Origin of the sequence: Curtobacterium sp. 9128, assembly GCF_900086645.1 — a bacterium.
Lineage (GTDB): Bacteria > Actinomycetota > Actinomycetes > Actinomycetales > Microbacteriaceae > Curtobacterium.
This window is the reverse complement of the sequence record NZ_LT576451.1, coordinates 1,202,545-1,217,490: the sequence shown is the minus strand read 5'-3', so window position 1 is coordinate 1,217,490 and position 14,946 is coordinate 1,202,545. Positions and strand designations below refer to the sequence as shown.

Here is a 14,946-nt window from a genome sequence, read left to right as displayed (position 1 = left end):
ACGACGGAGCCCCCGACCGCTGGGCGATCGGGGGCTCTCGGTCGTGCGGGTCAGGCGCCGGCGTGACGACCGTGGTGGTCGGTCGAGGCCAGCTCCTCTTCCGGGCTGGTCGGCGCGGGAGCCGCTGCGTGCGACCCGTGCGCGGCGACCGGCTCGGCCTCGGGCTCGGGCTGCGTCGCGACCGCACCGGTCTGGGCCCACGCCACGGTCTGCTTCGGCTTGCCGAGGAACAGCGCCGCGACGATCGCGACCACGAGGACCGCGGCCGGCAGGATGAGCGACTGGCCCATCGCCTTCGAGAACGGGTCGAGCAGGAACGACGGCAGCGTGCCGACCTGCTGCTCGGCGCCGCCCGCCGACGCCCCGCTCGACTGTGCCGGGAAGTTCGCCGTGATGCGGGCCTCGATCAGCGCGGCGATGCCCGCGGAACCGAGCACTGCGCCGATCTGCCGGGTGGTGTTGTAGACGCCGGAGCCGGCACCGGCCAGGCGCGGCGAGAGGTTGCGCGTCGCGGAGACGGACAGCGGCCCCCACATGCAGGCGTTCGCGATGCCGAGGAGCGCGCTCGGCAGCAGGATGACCTGCCACCCGGCGTTCGCGGCGACGAGTCCGGCGAACCAGAACAGCCCGCCGGAGAAGCACGCGAGACCGAACGCCGCGACCCAGCGCGGGTTCCAGCGGTTCAGGTTCTTGCCGACGAGCGGGGCGAACGCCGCGGAGATCACTGCCATCGGGACGAGGAGCAGGGCCGCCTGGGTCGGGCTGAACTGCTTGACGTCCTGCGCCCACAGCATGAGCGGCAGCGCGAACGAGGAGATCGCGACGCCGACCGCGGTGATGGCGATGTTCGCGAGCGTGAAGTTGCGGTCCTTGAAGAGCCCGAGGGGCAGCAGCGGCTCGGACTTCTGCACGCCCTGCCAGACGACGAAGGCCGCGAGCACGACGATGCCGGCGATGATGAGCGACCAGACCGAGATCGGACCGGTGATGGTGCCCCAGTCGTAGGTCTCGCCTTCCTGGATGCCGAAGACGAGCAGGAACAGGCCGACCGCGGAGAGCACGATCCCGAGCACGTCGAAGCGGTGCTGGTGTCGGTCGAACGAGGGCACGAGGCGCTGCGCGAGGACGAAGGCCACGACGCCGACGGGGACGTTCACGAAGAAGATCCACTCCCAGCCGAACCCATCGACGAGCAGACCGCCCGCGATCGGTCCGACGAGCGAGGCGATGCCGGCGGTCGCACCCCAGAGGCCCATGGCCGCGCCGCGGTTCTGCGGCGGGAACATGCGCGTGATGACGGACATGGTCTGCGGCGTCATCATCGCGGCGCCGAGCCCCTGCACGACGCGGGCGACGATCAGCATCTCGATCGAGCCGGACAGGCCACACCAGAGGCTGGCCAGCGTGAACACGACGAGACCGGTCTGGTAGAGCACCTTCGGGCCGAAGCGGTCACCCAGGCGTCCGGTGATCAGCAGCGGCACGGCGTAGGCGAGCAGGTACGCGCTCGTCACCCAGATGACGGCGTTGATGTCGGCGTCGAGCTTCGCGGCGATGGTGGGGGTCGCGACGGAGACGATGGTCGAGTCGACGAGGATCATGAAGAACCCGACGACGAGGGCCCAGAGCGCTGGCCAGGGCTTCTTCTCGGTCGTGGGCGGGTTCGTTGCGGTGGTCATGCGGAGGGTTCCTTGCTGTGGGGGGAAGTCGTGTCGTCGGGATGGGCCGGGCCGTCCCAGGGGATGTCACCGCTCGCGATGCGTTCGACGGTGGCGGAGAGCCACTCGATCTGCGCGGTGAGCATGGCATGGACGTACGACACGTCCAGCCAGTAGCGCTCTGCCAGTTCACGTTCGTGGACGCGGGCGAGTGCCGTGTCGATGTCGTCGCGCTCGCGTTCGAGGGCGACGACACGGGCCCGCACGGCATCGACCGCCTCCGGGACCGGGAGGTTCTCGAGCTCGGCGAGCGCGAGGTGGAACTCCGGGTACTCGTCCGCGGGTTCCGCCACCATCTGCCGGAGTGCTTCGGCGAGCGCGGTGCGGCCGGCGTCGGTGATGGCGTACGTGGTGCGCTCCGGTCGGTTGCCCTCGCGCTCGGTCCCGACGGCCTCGGCGTAGCCGAGGTCGGTCAGCCGACCGACCTGGTGGTAGAGGGTGCCTGGACGGACCTTCACGTTCCGCTCGTCACCGCGGAAGGTCATGGTCTGGAACATCTCGTAGGGGTGCATCGGCCCCTCGTTGAGGAGTCCGAGCGCGGCGAACGCGAGCGGCGTGAGCGACGGCATCCGAGCCTCCAGTCGGTGTTCCATACGGACTATTCGACTTGGAATATACGCCTTGGAGGAGTTCTCCACAACCCGGTCCGGCGCGCCGCGCGCGCCGCATAGACTGGTCGGGTCCCACCCGACCCCCCGTGCTGGAGTGAACACGTGCCAACGATCGTCGTCGAGGTCATGCCGAAGGCCGAGATCCTCGACCCCCAGGGCAAGGCGGTGGGCAACGCCCTCGCCCGCCTCGGCAAGAACGACCTCACCAACGTCCGCATCGGCAAGCGATTCGAGGTGACCGTCGACGGCCCCGTCGACGACGCCAAGCTCGCCGAGGTCCGCGAGATCGCGGCCGACATCTTCTCGAACGCCGTGATCGAAGACGTCGTCTCGGTCAGTGTCGCCGAGACCACCGTCGCCGACGCGGAGTGACCTCCATGCGCATCGGTGTCATCACGTTCCCCGGTTCGCTCGACGACCGCGACGCCCAGCGCGCGGTCCGTCTCGCCGGAGCCGACCCCGTCGCGCTCTGGCACGGCGACCACGACCTGCAGGGCGTCGACGCCATCGTGCTCCCCGGCGGGTTCTCGTACGGCGACTACCTCCGTGCCGGCGCGATCGCGGCGAAGGCCCCGATCATGGCCGAGGTCATCGACGCCGCCGGCAAGGGCATGCCAGTGCTCGGCATCTGCAACGGGTTTCAGATGCTCGCAGAGGCCCGCCTGGTCCCCGGCGCGCACACGCGCAACGCGCACCAGCAGTTCATCCGTCGCGACCAGAAGCTCCGCGTCGAGAACGCGGACACCGCGTGGACGTCCGGCTTCGCCGCACAGCAGGAGATCACCATCCCGCTGAAGAACGCCGACGGGCGCTTCGTCGCCGACGCCGACGAGATCAAGCGCATCGAGGACAACGGCCAGGTCGTGTTCCGCTACGTCGGCGTGAACCCGAACGGGTCCATCGACGACATCGCGGGCGTCTCCAACGAGCGTGGCAACGTCGTCGGCCTGATGCCCCACCCCGAGCACGCGACGGAGCCCGGGTTCGGCCCGGACACCCCCGCGGCGATGGCCTCCGGCACGGACGGCCTCACCTTCTTCACCTCCGTGATCGAGTCGACGCTCGTCAAGTGACGGCACCGACCGACGTGACCGACTCCACTGCAGCAGGGAACGACAACACCGTGACGACCTTCGTGCGCCCCAAGCCCGACACCGTCCAGGACGCCGCCGCGACGCCGGACAAGGACCAGCCGTACGAGGCCCTCGGGCTCAAGGCGGACGAGTACGCCAAGATCCGCGAGATCCTCGGCCGCCGCCCCACCTCTGGTGAGCTGGCGATGTACTCCGTGATGTGGTCGGAGCACTGCTCGTACAAGTCGAGCAAGAACTACCTCAGGCAGTTCGGCAAGAAGGTCACGCCGGAGATGACCGAGAACCTGATGGTCGGCATGGGCGAGAACGCCGGTGTCGTCGACGTGGGCAACGGCTGGGCGGTGACCTTCAAGGTCGAGTCGCACAACCACCCCTCCTACGTGGAGCCCTACCAGGGCGCGGCCACGGGTGTCGGCGGCATCGTCCGCGACATCATCTCGATGGGTGCCCGTCCGGTCGCCGTGATGGACCAGCTCCGCTTCGGTGCCATCGAGCACGAGGACACGGCGCGCGTCGTGCACGGCGTCGTCGGTGGCATCTCGTTCTACGGCAACTGCCTCGGCCTGCCGAACATCGGCGGCGAGACCTACTTCGACGCCGTGTACCAGGGCAACCCGCTCGTCAACGCCCTCGCGGTCGGCGTCCTCCGGCACGAGGACCTGCACCTCGCGAACGCCTCGGGTGCCGGTAACAAGGTCGTCCTCTTCGGCGCCCGCACCGGTGGCGACGGCATCGGCGGAGCGTCGATCCTCGCTTCCGACACCTTCACCGAGGGCGGCCCGACCAAGCGTCCGGCGGTCCAGGTCGGCGACCCCTTCGCCGAGAAGGTCCTCATCGAGTGCTGCCTCGAGCTGTTCCAGAAGGAGCTCGTCGAGGGCATCCAGGACCTCGGCGCCGCGGGCATCTCGTGCGCCACGTCCGAACTCGCCAGCAACGGCGACGGCGGCATGCACATCTCGCTCGACGACGTCCTGCTCCGCGACCCCACGCTCACGGCAGAGGAGATCCTCATGTCGGAGAGCCAGGAGCGCATGATGGCGGTCGTCACCCCCGAGAAGCTCGACGCCTTCCTGGCGGTCGTGAACAAGTGGGAGGTCGAGACCAGCGTCCTCGGCGAGGTCACCGGCACGGGGCGCCTCGTCATCGACTGGCAGGGCCAGGAGATCGTCAACGTCGACCCGCGCACCGTCGCCGTCGATGGCCCGGTCTACGACCGCCCGGTCGCCTACCCGACGTGGATCGACGCTCTCCAGGCCGACTCGGCGTCCGCGCTCGACCGCCCGGACACCGGCCCCGCGATCAAGGCCCAGTTCCTGCAGCTCCTCGGCTCGCCGAACCTGTCCTCGAAGAACTGGGTCACCAACCAGTACGACACCTACGTGCTGGGCAACACCGCGCTCTCCTTCCCCGACGACGGCGGCATGATCCGCGTCGACGAAGAGACCGGGCTCGGCGTGGCCGTCGCGACGGACGCCAACGGCCGCTACTGCCAGCTCGACCCGAAGCAGGGCGCCCGTCTTGCCCTCGCCGAGGCGTACCGGAACGTCGCGGTCACCGGCGCGGTCCCGGCCGCCGTCACCGACTGCCTGAACTTCGGCTCCCCGGAGAACCCCGAGGTCATGTGGCAGTTCTCCGAGGCGGTGGAGGGCCTGGCGGACGGCTGCATGGAGCTCGGCATCCCGGTCACCGGCGGCAACGTCTCGTTCTACAACCAGACCGGCACCACCCCGATCCACCCGACCCCGGTCGTCGGTGTCCTGGGGGTCATCGACGACGTCGCCAAGCGCGTCCCGTCCGGCTGGCAGGACGACGGCCACAACATCTACCTGCTCGGCACCACGAGCCTCGAGCTCGACGGCTCGGCATGGGCCGGCACGGTGCACGGACACCTCGGCGGACGTCCCCCCGCGGTCGACCTCGGCCGCGAGAAGGCCCTCGCCGAGCTGCTCCGCGCCGCCTCGGACGAGCAGCTGCTCACGAGCGCGCACGACCTGGCGGACGGCGGCCTCGGCCAGTCGCTCGCCGAGTCGGTGCTCCGCTTCGGCGTCGGCGCCCGGGTCGTGCTCGACGAGCTCGAGAGCCGTGACGGTGTCGACACCGCGACGGCACTGTTCTCGGAGTCGACCGGTCGTGTCATCGTGACCGTCCGGCGGGAGGACGACGTCCGCTTCCAGGGTCTCTGCAACGGCCGGGGCTTCCCGGTCCTGCGCATCGGCGTGACCGACGGCACCTCCCAGGCGCTCGAGGTCCAGGGCGCGTTCGAGGCCTCCGTGGACGAACTCCGCGGCACGCACGGCGCGACCCTGCCGACCCGGTTCGGCGACGTGATCGAGGAGACCGTGACCGAGGGCGTCCTGGGCCGCGGCCCGCTGGCGTCCGACGGCACCTTCTCGCCGCGCACCGACGGCTGATCCGAACGCCGTGAGTCAGAATCGCATCGTCACGCTGCCCTTCGCCGAGCTCGTCGACCGGTTCGGCCCCGTGCCGGACGGCATCGAGCTGGACGTGTGGGACGTCGAAGCGCCGTACCCGCGCGCGGGCGAGGTCGCCATCACGTTCCTGCCGTTCTACTTCCAGGGACGGCACCGCTGGCAGTACGTCCACGACCTGCCGAACCTCGAACTGCTGCAGCTGCCGAGCGCCGGTTACGAGCACGCCGTGCCGCACGTGCCCGGCCACGCCTTGCTGGCGAACGGTCGCGGGATCCACGACGACGAGACGGCAGAGCTCGCGGTCGGCCTGGCCCTGACGTCGCTGCGGGACATCGGGCAGTTCCAGTTCGACCGCGCGAACGGCGTCTGGGACGCCCGGCAGACGCGGTCGTTGGCGGATCGACGCGTGACGGTCGTCGGCTACGGCGCCATCGGCAGCGCGATCGCGACCCGGTTCGAGGCGTTCAGGACCGACGTCACGGTGGTCGCCCGCACCGCCCGCGAGCAGGACGGCCGGCAGGTGCACGCCTTCGGCGAACTGCCGGAGATCGCCAGGACGACCGACGTCCTCGTGCTCATCGCCCCGCTCACCGACGAGACCGAACGGCTCGTCGACGCCGACCTGCTCGCGGCGCTGCCGGACGGTGCGCTCGTGGTCAACGTGGCACGGGGCAAGGTCGTCGACACCGACGCGCTGGTCGCGGAGCTCACGAGCGGTCGACTGTCTGCCGGACTCGACGTCACCGACCCCGAGCCGCTCCCCGAGGGGCACGCGCTCTGGACGACGCCGAACACGGTCCTGACGCCGCACGTCGGTGGCAACACGGACCTCAGCGTGCCGCGGTCGATCGAGCTCATGCGCCGTCAGGTGGCAGCGCTGTCCGAGGGCCGCACGTTCGAGAACCTCATCGAGGTCTGAAGCGCGGAGCGACCGCTACAGCGGGACGATGCAGGCGGGGCTGCCGACGGCGATCTGACCGGCGGGCTCCCCCACCACGCCGTCATCGCCGAGCGGGAGGACGGCGATCGCGTCGGACATCTGGTTGGCGACGAGCAGGTACCCGGGCACCAGGGCGAAGTGTCGCGGCCAGACACCGCCGCACGACCCTGATCCCACGACGGACAGGCCCCCGTCCGCCGCGGAGAGCGTGACGATCAGATCACGCCCGCGGACGGCGACGAACACGAGACCGGCCTCGTCGACCTCGATGTGGCTGAGGAGCGACTCCCCCACGGCCCCCTCGAACGTCGGGGCCGATGCGATCACCCGGAACGCCCCTGATTCGTCACGGCGCAGGCGGTGCACCCTGCCGTCGAGCTCGCCGGCGACGATGAGGTCACCGTCGTACCAGGCCATGTGGCGCGGGCCGACGCCGGGCGCCACGTGATGCACCCGCACCAGATCCAGCGAAAGCGACAGCGACAGCGACAGCGACGCAGACGACGACGCAGACGACGACCCGGCCGAAGCCCCAGGGGCCCCCACCCGGAACTCGTGCAGGGCGTCCCCGCCGAGATCAGCGACGAGCAGTGTCCCATCCGGCGTCGCGACCGACTGGTGGGCGTGCGGCCCCTCCTGCCGGTCCTCGACGGGCCCCGTGACGTCGGGCAGCACCGCGGTCACGACGGCAGCGGACGGCACCACGACGGTGTCACCTGCCCCGTGCACCGCCGTCCCGACGACCCCGTCGCTCGCGAGCACGGACGCGGCGAGCGACTCGGCCGCGGCCAGGGACACCGCGGTCACGGTGCCGGAGACGTAGTTCGTGACGACGAGCGCACCGGACGGGTCGACCCGCACGTGGCACGGCGCGTCGCCACCGGACGGCGCGTCCCAGAGGTGCTCGAGCGCGCTGCCGGTGCGACGGAACGCGCTGACGGAGCCGTCGGCGGTCTCGGACACGGCGTAGACACGGTCACCCGAGACGGCGAGGAAGGACGGGTCGTCGAGCACGGCGACGGTCGACGCCGCCCCGGACTCGACGAACGAGATCCCGGTCGCGGTACCGCCCCCTGTTGCCGTGTACGAGCCGACGAGCAGCGGCGGGAGGGCAGGCAGCGTCACGCTTCTCCCTCGGCGATCTGCTCGTGGTGGTGGATGACCTCGGCCACGATGAAGTTCAGGAACTTCTCCGCGAAGGCCGGGTCGAGGTGCGACTCCGCAGCGAGCGACCGCAGGCGTGCGACCTGGATCTGCTCGCGCGCCGGGTCGGCCGGCGGCATGCCGGCGCTGGCCTTGAGGTACCCGACGCGCTGCGTGTACTTGAAGCGCTCGGCGAGCATGTGGATGACGGCGGCGTCGATGTTGTCGATGCTCTGCCGGATGCTCTGCAGTTCAACCACGGCCGCTTCGTCGTACTCGCTCATGTCCAGAGCCTAACGGCCGGACCCTGGCCACCAGGTGTCGGTTACGTCGGGAGCGCGAAGCCTGGGACAATGGAGTCCATGTCGGTGCTCCTCGTCATCTCGAGTGTGTTCGCAGTCCTCGCCGGGCTGGTGCACGTGTACATCTTCTTCCTCGAGTCGGTGGCGTGGACCAGCCCCCGCGTGCGGAAGATCTTCGGTATCGCGTCCGACTCCGAAGCCCGGGCGACCAGGTCCCTCGCGTTCAACCAGGGCTTCTACAACCTGTTCCTGGCGATCGGCGCGATCCTCGGTGTCGTCTTCGCGTTGACGGGCAACGGCGCGACGGGCTGGACGCTCATCGTGTTCGCGACCGCGAGCATGCTCGGCGCCGCGGTGGTCCTCGTCGGTACCGGCCGCCGCTACCTCAACTCCGCGTTCGTGCAGGGGGCCTTCCCGCTCATCACCCTGCTCTTCGCCTTCCTCGGCTCGATGTTCGTCAGCTGATCCGAGCAGCGCCGGGAGCGCAGCACCGGTCCGGCAGACCGCCGGCCGCAACGCACTGGAGGCCCGACTCGCCACGTGCAGACCGGATGCGGTCCTGCAGATGGTGAGTCGGGCCTCCAGTCGGTTCGGCGGCGTCAGCCCAGCTTGGACTCGAACTGGTCCGGCAGGCGCTTGAGCGCCCACTCGATCGCTGCGGTGGTCCCCATCGAGAACGCCGACGACACGTCCTTGTCGTCGAAGACGATGTAGTGACCGGCCTCGACCGACGGCACCTTCTGGAACAGCGGGTCGGACTCGGCAGCGGAGGCCTCGACGTAGATCGGCAGGATCACGGTCAGGTCGGCGTCGAGCAGGTCGAGGTTCTCGTTCGACAGGTGCACCGAGAACTCCTTGCCGGCTTCCTTGTCGATGCGGGACGGGATCGTGAAGCCGAGCTCCTGCATGAACTGCGCACGGCTGTCGGCCGATGCGTAGGCGCCGAAGCCCTCGGACGTGTACGCACCGATGACGGCGGTCTTGCCCGCGAAGTCCGGGTGGGCCTTGCGTGCGGCGGCGTAGGCGGAGTCGACGCCGGCGAGCAGCTTCTTGCCCTCGGCCTCCTTGCCGAGCGCCTTCGCGATCATCGTGGTCTGCTGCTTCGTCGACGCCAGGTAGTTCGACGCGCCCTTCGGGATCGCGACGGTCGGCGCGATCGCGGACAGCTTGTCGTAGCGGTCCTTGTCGCCGGAGGACTTCACGTCGAGGATCACGTCCGGCTTGAGCTTGAGGATGTCCTCGTAGCTCGGCTCGAGCGTGTTGATGATCTTCGGGGACTTGTCGTACGCACCCTTGAGCCACGGCCCGACACCGTCGCCACCGAACGCCAGCCAGTCGCTCGCGCCGACGGGCTGCACACCGAGTTCGAGCGCCGTCTCCGCGTCACCCCAGCCGAGGGCGACGACGCGCTTCGGCTGGGACTTGATGGTCGTCGTGCCGAGCCCGGTCGTGATCGACACCGGGAAGGCGCCGTCGCCGGACGAGCCGGAGGAGGACGTGTCGGACGGGCTGCCGCCAGCGCATCCGGCGAGGACGAGCGAGGCGGCCACGACGGCACCGGCCGCGGCGAGCACGCGACGGAAGCGCTGCTTGGGGAGGGAGGATCGGATCACGTAGGTAAGGCTACCCTAATACCGCGCGACACTAGGCTGGCGATGTGGCCCTCTCGTTCCCCGACCCCGCCCGCACGCACCTCGCGGTGCTCGGCTCGCCGATCGCACACTCCCTCTCGCCCACGTTGCACACAGCGGCCTACGACGTGCTCGGGGTGCCGTTCACGTACGGGAGGCACGAGGTCGCCTCCGGCGGACTGGACGCGTTCGTCGCGGGGCTGGGTCCGGAACAGCGCGGGCTCAGCCTGACGATGCCGCTGAAGCGCGAAGTCCTGCCGATGCTCGATCGCACCACGGCGCTCGTCGACGAGCTCGGGGTGGCGAACACCCTGGCGTTCCGGGACGAGGCCGGCCGGGTCGTCCGCGCGGGTGCGAACACCGACGTCGAGGGGATCGTCCGTCCGGTCGAGGCGCTCGGGCACGTCCCCGGCGAGGCCACGATCCTCGGCGGCGGTGCCACCGCTGCGAGTGCGCTCACCGCGTCGTTGCGACTCGGCGCCCGGCTCGTCCGGGTGTTCCTCCGCGACACGACGAAGGCACGGGACCTCGTGGGCCTCGCCACGCGACTCGGCGTCTCGCTCGAGGTCCATCCCCTGGCGGACCTCGAGCAGGCGGGACCGCTCGGCTTCGTCGTGTCGACGCTCCCAGGTGGTGCCGCGGATTCGTTGCCGCTCGTGCCGTCCGGCCCCGATGCGCTGCTGTTCGACGTGGCGTACGAGCCGTGGCCGACCGCTGCCGCGTCGCGCTGGGAGGCAGCAGGTGGTCGCGTGCTGAACGGCCTCGACATGCTGACCGAGCAGGCCATCGGCCAGATCCGGTTCTTCCTGACCGGGGACGAGGACGAGCTCCTGCCGTCCGAGGCACTCGTCCGGCGTGCGATGCGCGTGTCCGTCGGCCTGCCGGAGACGATCGGCGCCTGAGGGCCAGGGCCGTCAGGACGCCCGGGAGCGCGCCTCGGCGTCGAGCAGCGCGACCGACACGTCCCACAGGCGGTCGGCGTCACGCGTGTCGAGCGCCCACGGCAGCACCCCGTACAGCCCGTCCTGTACGGCGTCGACCACGGCTGCCTCGTGGCAGTCCTCGAAGTACCGACCCGTCACATCAGCCAGCTCGGGTGCCGTCGCGAGCAGCACCGAGGTCGCCGCGCCCTGCTCCGGTGTCTTCACCACGTCCGCGGCGGCGATCTTCGTGGCAGCCAGGACGTCCGGGTCCCAGTGCTTCTGCAGCCCGGTCCAGATGCCACCGGGCATGCAGGAGTTCGCGGTGATGCCGTCCGCTGCCCAGCGGAGGCCGACACCGACCGCGAACAGCGCGTTCGCCGTCTTCGACTGGGCGTACGCGAGGCCGGGCTCGTAGGGCCGACGACGGAAGAAGAGGTCGTCGAACACCACGGGTGAGGAGCCGTGACCGCTCGAGGACACCGACACGATGCGCGCCGCACCTGCCGCCGCCAAGGCGTCGTGCAGCCCGAGCGCGAGGGCGAAGTGGCCGAGGTGGTTCGTGGCGAACTGCGACTCCCACCCGGCTGGCGTGTAGTCCTCCGGAGCATCCATGATGCCGGCGTTGTTCACGAGGACGTCGAGCGGACCGTCCCACGCCGCGGTGAACTCCTCGATCGACGCCGGCTGGTCCAGGTGCAGCTCGGCGACCGCGGGGGCAGCCCGGGCGGTGGTGCTGGCGATGTCATCGGCGACGCGGCGCCCGGCCGCGACGTCTCGCACGGCCAACGTCACGGTGGCTCCGGCTCCGGCGAGCGCGCGGGCCGTCTCCACACCGATGCCCGAGGCCGCCCCGGTCACGATCGCGGTGCGGCCCGTCAGGTCGATCCCGTCGAGGACGTCGGCTGCCGTCGAGTGGGCGCCGAAGGCGGTGATGTCGCGGCGCATGGGGCTCCCTGTCAGGACGCCACGACTCCGTCGAGGTAGAACCAGCGGCCCTGCTCACGGACGAAGTCGCTCGTCTCCTCGAGCGTGCCACGCTCGGTGTCGGTCCGCCACCACGCGCGGAACGTGACCTGTCCCCGGGAGTCGAACGGGCCTCCGTCCCGGGTCGACAGGATGTCGAGCCGTGTCCACCGCTGGTCCTCGTCGAGCTCGAGCGATGCCGGACGCGTGCTCGGGTGCCACGACAGGAGCAGGTACTCCGGCAGCCCGAGCGCGAACGCCGAGAACCGCGAGCGCATGAGCCGCTCGGCGGTCGGTGCCACGGCACCCGCGTGCAGGGGTCCGCAGCACTCGCCGTAGGGGTTGCCGCTCAGGCACGGGCAGCGCGAGGGCACGTCCATGTCAGTCGACGAGAGAGAGCGTCACGGTGATGTTACCGCGGGTGGCGTTCGAGTACGGGCAGATCTCGTGCGCCCGCTCCGCCAGTCGCTGCCGCGAGGCACGGTCGACCGCCGGCGCGTAGATGTCGAGCTCCACCGCGAGCCCGAACCCGCCGTTCCCGTTCCCGCCGATGCCGACCTCGGCCGAGACCTCGGCGTCCGTGGTGTCGAGCGACAGCTCGCGACCCGCCGCGTGCAGCGCCCCGAGGAAGCACGCAGCGTACCCGGCGGCGAAGAGCTGCTCCGGGTTGGTGCCCTCGCCGCTGCCGCCCATCTCCTTCGGCGGACGGGTGTCCAGGTCGAGCCGGTCGTCCTCGCTGCGGACGTGGCCGTCGCGGCCGCCCCCGGAGGCGTGGGCGACGGCGGTGTAGACGATGTCGAGACTCATGGCAGCAGGTGACCGCTCCAGGCTGGACGATTCCTGACGAGCGGCTCCACTCCGGGGACCACACCCGTCGAGGTCGCGCCGACTCGGGCGTGTCCGAGCGATCCTCGGGGACACCGAGTAGAACGGACGGCGTGTTCCGACTCGGATGGCAGGCCTACCGCGCCCACTTCGATGACGCCGTGTCCGTCGTCAAGGTCCGTCGCGCGCGCGTGCTCGGTGCCGTCTCCACGGTCGTCGCCGCCGCGGTGATGACCGGGCTCGACCTCGCGTTCGACTGGACCGGGCCCGGTGCCGGTCGCGCGACGCTGGCTGTTGCGCTGCTGTCCCTCGGCGTCGGACTCGTCGCCATCGCCTGCTGCCCGATCGGCCGGCCGCTCGACCCCGCCGCGACGATCAACGGCCGGCAGGTCCGACCGGACACCGCTCGCACGGTACGCGGCAGCGTCCAGCGGTACCTCGTTCGGACGATGCCCGCGATGCGGCCGGAGGACCGGGAGGCGGTGCTCACCGACACGCTGCTGTACCGCCGCGGCGTGATCAAGGACGTCACCCAGTGGACACCGCTCGTCGTCGGCGGGCTGCTCGCGAGCCTCGCCGCACTGCTGCTCGGGACGTTCTCCTGGTTCATCCCGGTCTGGTTTGTCGTCTACGCGAGCAACATCGTCACATGGCTCCACCGTCTGGGGCGGGCCGAGCGTGTACGGACGGTCGCCGAGACGCTGGAACCGGCCCGCGAGCCCGCATGAGCCCCCACTCCCTCGGGTGGTCCGTCTTCCGAGCGAACGTCGGTGGGGCGGTCCCCGCGGAGCGCCGCCGCCGGATGGTGCTCGTCGGCGTGCTGACCGCCGTGGCCGCCGCCGCCGTGCTCGTCGTCGTCGGCTCGCTCGTCCCGTGGCCGAACGTCCACAGCCCGGCCGCCTGGGTCGGCGCAGCGCTGCTCGCCCTCGCTGCCGGTGCCGTCGGCGCGGCGGTCGTCCCGCTCCGACCCCGAGCGGCCGACGGCACGCGCCTGTACTGGTCGGGGTCGCAGATGGCGGCGCCGGACCCGATCGAGCAGTACTTCCGCGCGAAGAGCGCTCCGACGATCGACCCGCACGACCGGGACGACGTGCTCCGTGACGCCGAAGCGGTGCGCGCCGGGATGGTGCCCGAGGTGTTCCGCGGACTGGTCCTCGCGGCGGTGGCGGTGCTCGTGTTCGGGGCGCTCCTCCTGCTCCACGCTCCTGCGGTCTTCCCCGTCTGGCTCGGGATCCTCGCCGCAGCCCGGACCGTGGCGAACGTCATCCGGCTCGGCAAGGTCGAGCGGGCCAGGGCCCTCGCGGCGACCCTCCCCGATGTTCCTCCTGCGGCGACGCACTCCCGCGAGCGCCGACGCACCCCGAACGGCTCGAAGATCCGCCTCCCCGGCGACTGACGTCCGCGGGCGCACTGTCGGGGGCGCGGGGCAGACTGGGCGCATGTGTGGCCGCTTCGTCGTCTCCGACACCACCGCCGACCTGCTCCCCGAGCTCATCGGTGAACTCGCCGATCGCACCGAACACGTCGACGAGGACACCGGCGTCGTCGGCACCGGGCTCGTCCCGAGCTGGAACGTCGCCCCGACCGACCCGGTGTTCGCGGTCCGGCAGCGCCACGGCGAGCGCGAACTCCCGCAGATCAGCTGGGGCTTCGTGCCGAGCTGGGCGAAGGACTTCGTCAAGCAGCGCCCGAAGCCGATCAACGCCCGGATCGAGACCGTGGCGACGAGCGGCATGTTCAAGCGGGCGTTCGCCACGAACCGGTGCATCGTCCCCGCGCAGGGCTACTACGAGTGGGTCGTGCGCGAGGACGGCAAGGAACCCCACTTCGTGCACGAACCCGGTGGCGCGCTGGCGATGGCCGGTGTCGTGAGCGCCTGGCCGGACCCGACCAAGCCCGAGGGCGACCCGGACAAGTGGAAGCTCTCCCTGGCGATCATCACGCGGGACGCCCACGTGGCTCCTGGCGAGGTACACGACCGCATGCCGGCGTTCCTCACGCCCGACGGCTACGACGACTGGCTCGGCGGCGACCTGCACACCGACGACCTGCTGTCCCTGCTCGACCACGAGTCGCTCGCGGTCGCGGCGGGCCTCGAGCAGTACGAGGTCTCGCGCACGGTCAACAGCGTGAAGAACAACGGCCCGGAGCTCATCGAGCCCGTCGCCTGACGCCCCGGCCACTCGGCGACACACCTCGGTCCCGCCGAGACGCCGCCGGATCCGGCGGCGTCTCGGCCGGTCGGCGGCGTCTCGGCGGGTCGGCGGCGTCTCGGCCCGTTGGAGGTGCGCCCGGGGAGCGGACGGGAGGCCCGGATCACGTCCGCCGTGTGGCGGACGTGATCCGGGCCTCCCGTCCGGTGCG

General features: G+C 70.8%; 17 protein-coding genes. 9 read left to right on the top strand and 8 right to left on the bottom strand.

Going from position 1 to position 14,946, the window contains the following annotated elements; translation table 11 throughout:
- Positions 1-50: 50 nt before the first annotated feature.
- A complete protein-coding gene (locus QK288_RS05990; RefSeq protein ID WP_281266895.1) occupies positions 51-1,679 on the bottom strand; it encodes a DHA2 family efflux MFS transporter permease subunit in 1,629 nt (542 codons plus the stop codon).
- Positions 1,676-2,311, bottom strand: coding sequence for a PadR family transcriptional regulator (locus QK288_RS05985; RefSeq protein WP_281266894.1), 636 nt, complete (start codon positions 2,309-2,311; stop codon positions 1,676-1,678). Before QK288_RS05985 ends, QK288_RS05990 begins: the two co-directional genes overlap by 4 nt.
- Before the next feature lie 120 nt (positions 2,312-2,431).
- Between QK288_RS05985 and purS the strand changes: the two genes are divergently transcribed.
- From purS to QK288_RS05965, 4 genes are read left to right on the top strand one after another with little or no spacing between them, the layout of a single operon-like run.
- On the top strand, positions 2,432-2,701 hold the full coding sequence (purS, locus tag QK288_RS05980) for a phosphoribosylformylglycinamidine synthase subunit PurS (protein WP_281266893.1): 270 nt from the start codon (positions 2,432-2,434) through the stop codon (positions 2,699-2,701).
- A 5-nt stretch (positions 2,702-2,706) separates the two neighbouring features.
- On the top strand, positions 2,707-3,402 hold the full coding sequence (purQ, locus tag QK288_RS05975) for a phosphoribosylformylglycinamidine synthase subunit PurQ (protein WP_281266892.1): 696 nt from the start codon (positions 2,707-2,709) through the stop codon (positions 3,400-3,402).
- Between the two features lie 50 nt (positions 3,403-3,452).
- Positions 3,453-5,834: a phosphoribosylformylglycinamidine synthase subunit PurL gene (purL, locus tag QK288_RS05970; RefSeq protein ID WP_281267664.1), complete on the top strand. Its 2,382-nt coding sequence runs from the start codon at positions 3,453-3,455 to the stop codon at positions 5,832-5,834.
- 10 nt (positions 5,835-5,844) lie between these two features.
- Positions 5,845-6,774, top strand: coding sequence for a 2-hydroxyacid dehydrogenase (locus QK288_RS05965; protein ID WP_281266891.1), 930 nt, complete (start codon positions 5,845-5,847; stop codon positions 6,772-6,774).
- 15 nt (positions 6,775-6,789) lie between these two features.
- On the opposite strand, the gene QK288_RS05960 is transcribed toward QK288_RS05965, so the two are convergent.
- Both QK288_RS05960 and QK288_RS05955 read right to left on the bottom strand, forming a co-directional pair.
- Complete coding sequence (locus QK288_RS05960; protein WP_281266890.1) at positions 6,790-7,920, bottom strand: beta-propeller fold lactonase family protein; 1,131 nt, start codon at positions 7,918-7,920, stop codon at positions 6,790-6,792.
- Positions 7,917-8,222: a chorismate mutase gene (locus tag QK288_RS05955; protein ID WP_281266889.1), complete on the bottom strand. Its 306-nt coding sequence runs from the start codon at positions 8,220-8,222 to the stop codon at positions 7,917-7,919. The genes QK288_RS05960 and QK288_RS05955 overlap by 4 nt, the downstream gene beginning before the upstream one ends.
- Before the next feature lie 78 nt (positions 8,223-8,300).
- Between QK288_RS05955 and QK288_RS05950 the strand changes: the two genes are divergently transcribed.
- On the top strand, positions 8,301-8,705 hold the full coding sequence (locus tag QK288_RS05950) for a DUF1304 domain-containing protein (protein ID WP_281266888.1): 405 nt from the start codon (positions 8,301-8,303) through the stop codon (positions 8,703-8,705).
- Between the two features lie 134 nt (positions 8,706-8,839).
- Here QK288_RS05950 and QK288_RS05945 read toward each other — a convergent pair whose 3' ends face one another.
- Positions 8,840-9,853, bottom strand: coding sequence for an iron-siderophore ABC transporter substrate-binding protein (locus QK288_RS05945; RefSeq protein WP_281266887.1), 1,014 nt, complete (start codon positions 9,851-9,853; stop codon positions 8,840-8,842).
- 44 nt (positions 9,854-9,897) lie between these two features.
- Between QK288_RS05945 and QK288_RS05940 the strand changes: the two genes are divergently transcribed.
- Positions 9,898-10,773, top strand: coding sequence for a shikimate dehydrogenase (locus tag QK288_RS05940; RefSeq protein WP_281266886.1), 876 nt, complete (start codon positions 9,898-9,900; stop codon positions 10,771-10,773).
- A gap of 12 nt (positions 10,774-10,785) precedes the next feature.
- On the opposite strand, the gene QK288_RS05935 is transcribed toward QK288_RS05940, so the two are convergent.
- From QK288_RS05935 to QK288_RS05925, 3 genes are read right to left on the bottom strand one after another with little or no spacing between them, the layout of a single operon-like run.
- Positions 10,786-11,739 carry an SDR family NAD(P)-dependent oxidoreductase gene (locus QK288_RS05935; RefSeq protein WP_281266885.1) on the bottom strand — a complete coding sequence of 318 codons (954 nt, stop codon included), beginning with the start codon at positions 11,737-11,739 and terminating at the stop codon, positions 10,786-10,788.
- A gap of 11 nt (positions 11,740-11,750) precedes the next feature.
- Positions 11,751-12,137, bottom strand: a complete 387-nt coding sequence (locus QK288_RS05930; RefSeq protein ID WP_281266884.1) for a YchJ family metal-binding protein — start codon at positions 12,135-12,137, stop codon at positions 11,751-11,753.
- Position 12,138: 1 nt separating this feature from the next.
- Positions 12,139-12,564 carry an organic hydroperoxide resistance protein gene (locus QK288_RS05925; protein ID WP_281266883.1) on the bottom strand — a complete coding sequence of 142 codons (426 nt, stop codon included), beginning with the start codon at positions 12,562-12,564 and terminating at the stop codon, positions 12,139-12,141.
- A gap of 131 nt (positions 12,565-12,695) precedes the next feature.
- Here QK288_RS05925 and QK288_RS05920 point away from each other — a divergent pair, with 131 nt between their 5' ends.
- From QK288_RS05920 to QK288_RS05910, 3 genes are read left to right on the top strand one after another with little or no spacing between them, the layout of a single operon-like run.
- Entirely contained in the window at positions 12,696-13,310 is a 615-nt protein-coding gene (locus tag QK288_RS05920) for a hypothetical protein (RefSeq protein ID WP_281266882.1), read from the top strand.
- Entirely contained in the window at positions 13,307-13,978 is a 672-nt protein-coding gene (locus QK288_RS05915; RefSeq protein WP_281266881.1) for a hypothetical protein, read from the top strand. The genes QK288_RS05920 and QK288_RS05915 overlap by 4 nt, the downstream gene beginning before the upstream one ends.
- Before the next feature lie 43 nt (positions 13,979-14,021).
- A complete protein-coding gene (locus tag QK288_RS05910; RefSeq protein WP_281266880.1) occupies positions 14,022-14,753 on the top strand; it encodes an SOS response-associated peptidase in 732 nt (243 codons plus the stop codon).
- The last annotated feature ends 193 nt before the right edge of the window (positions 14,754-14,946 follow it).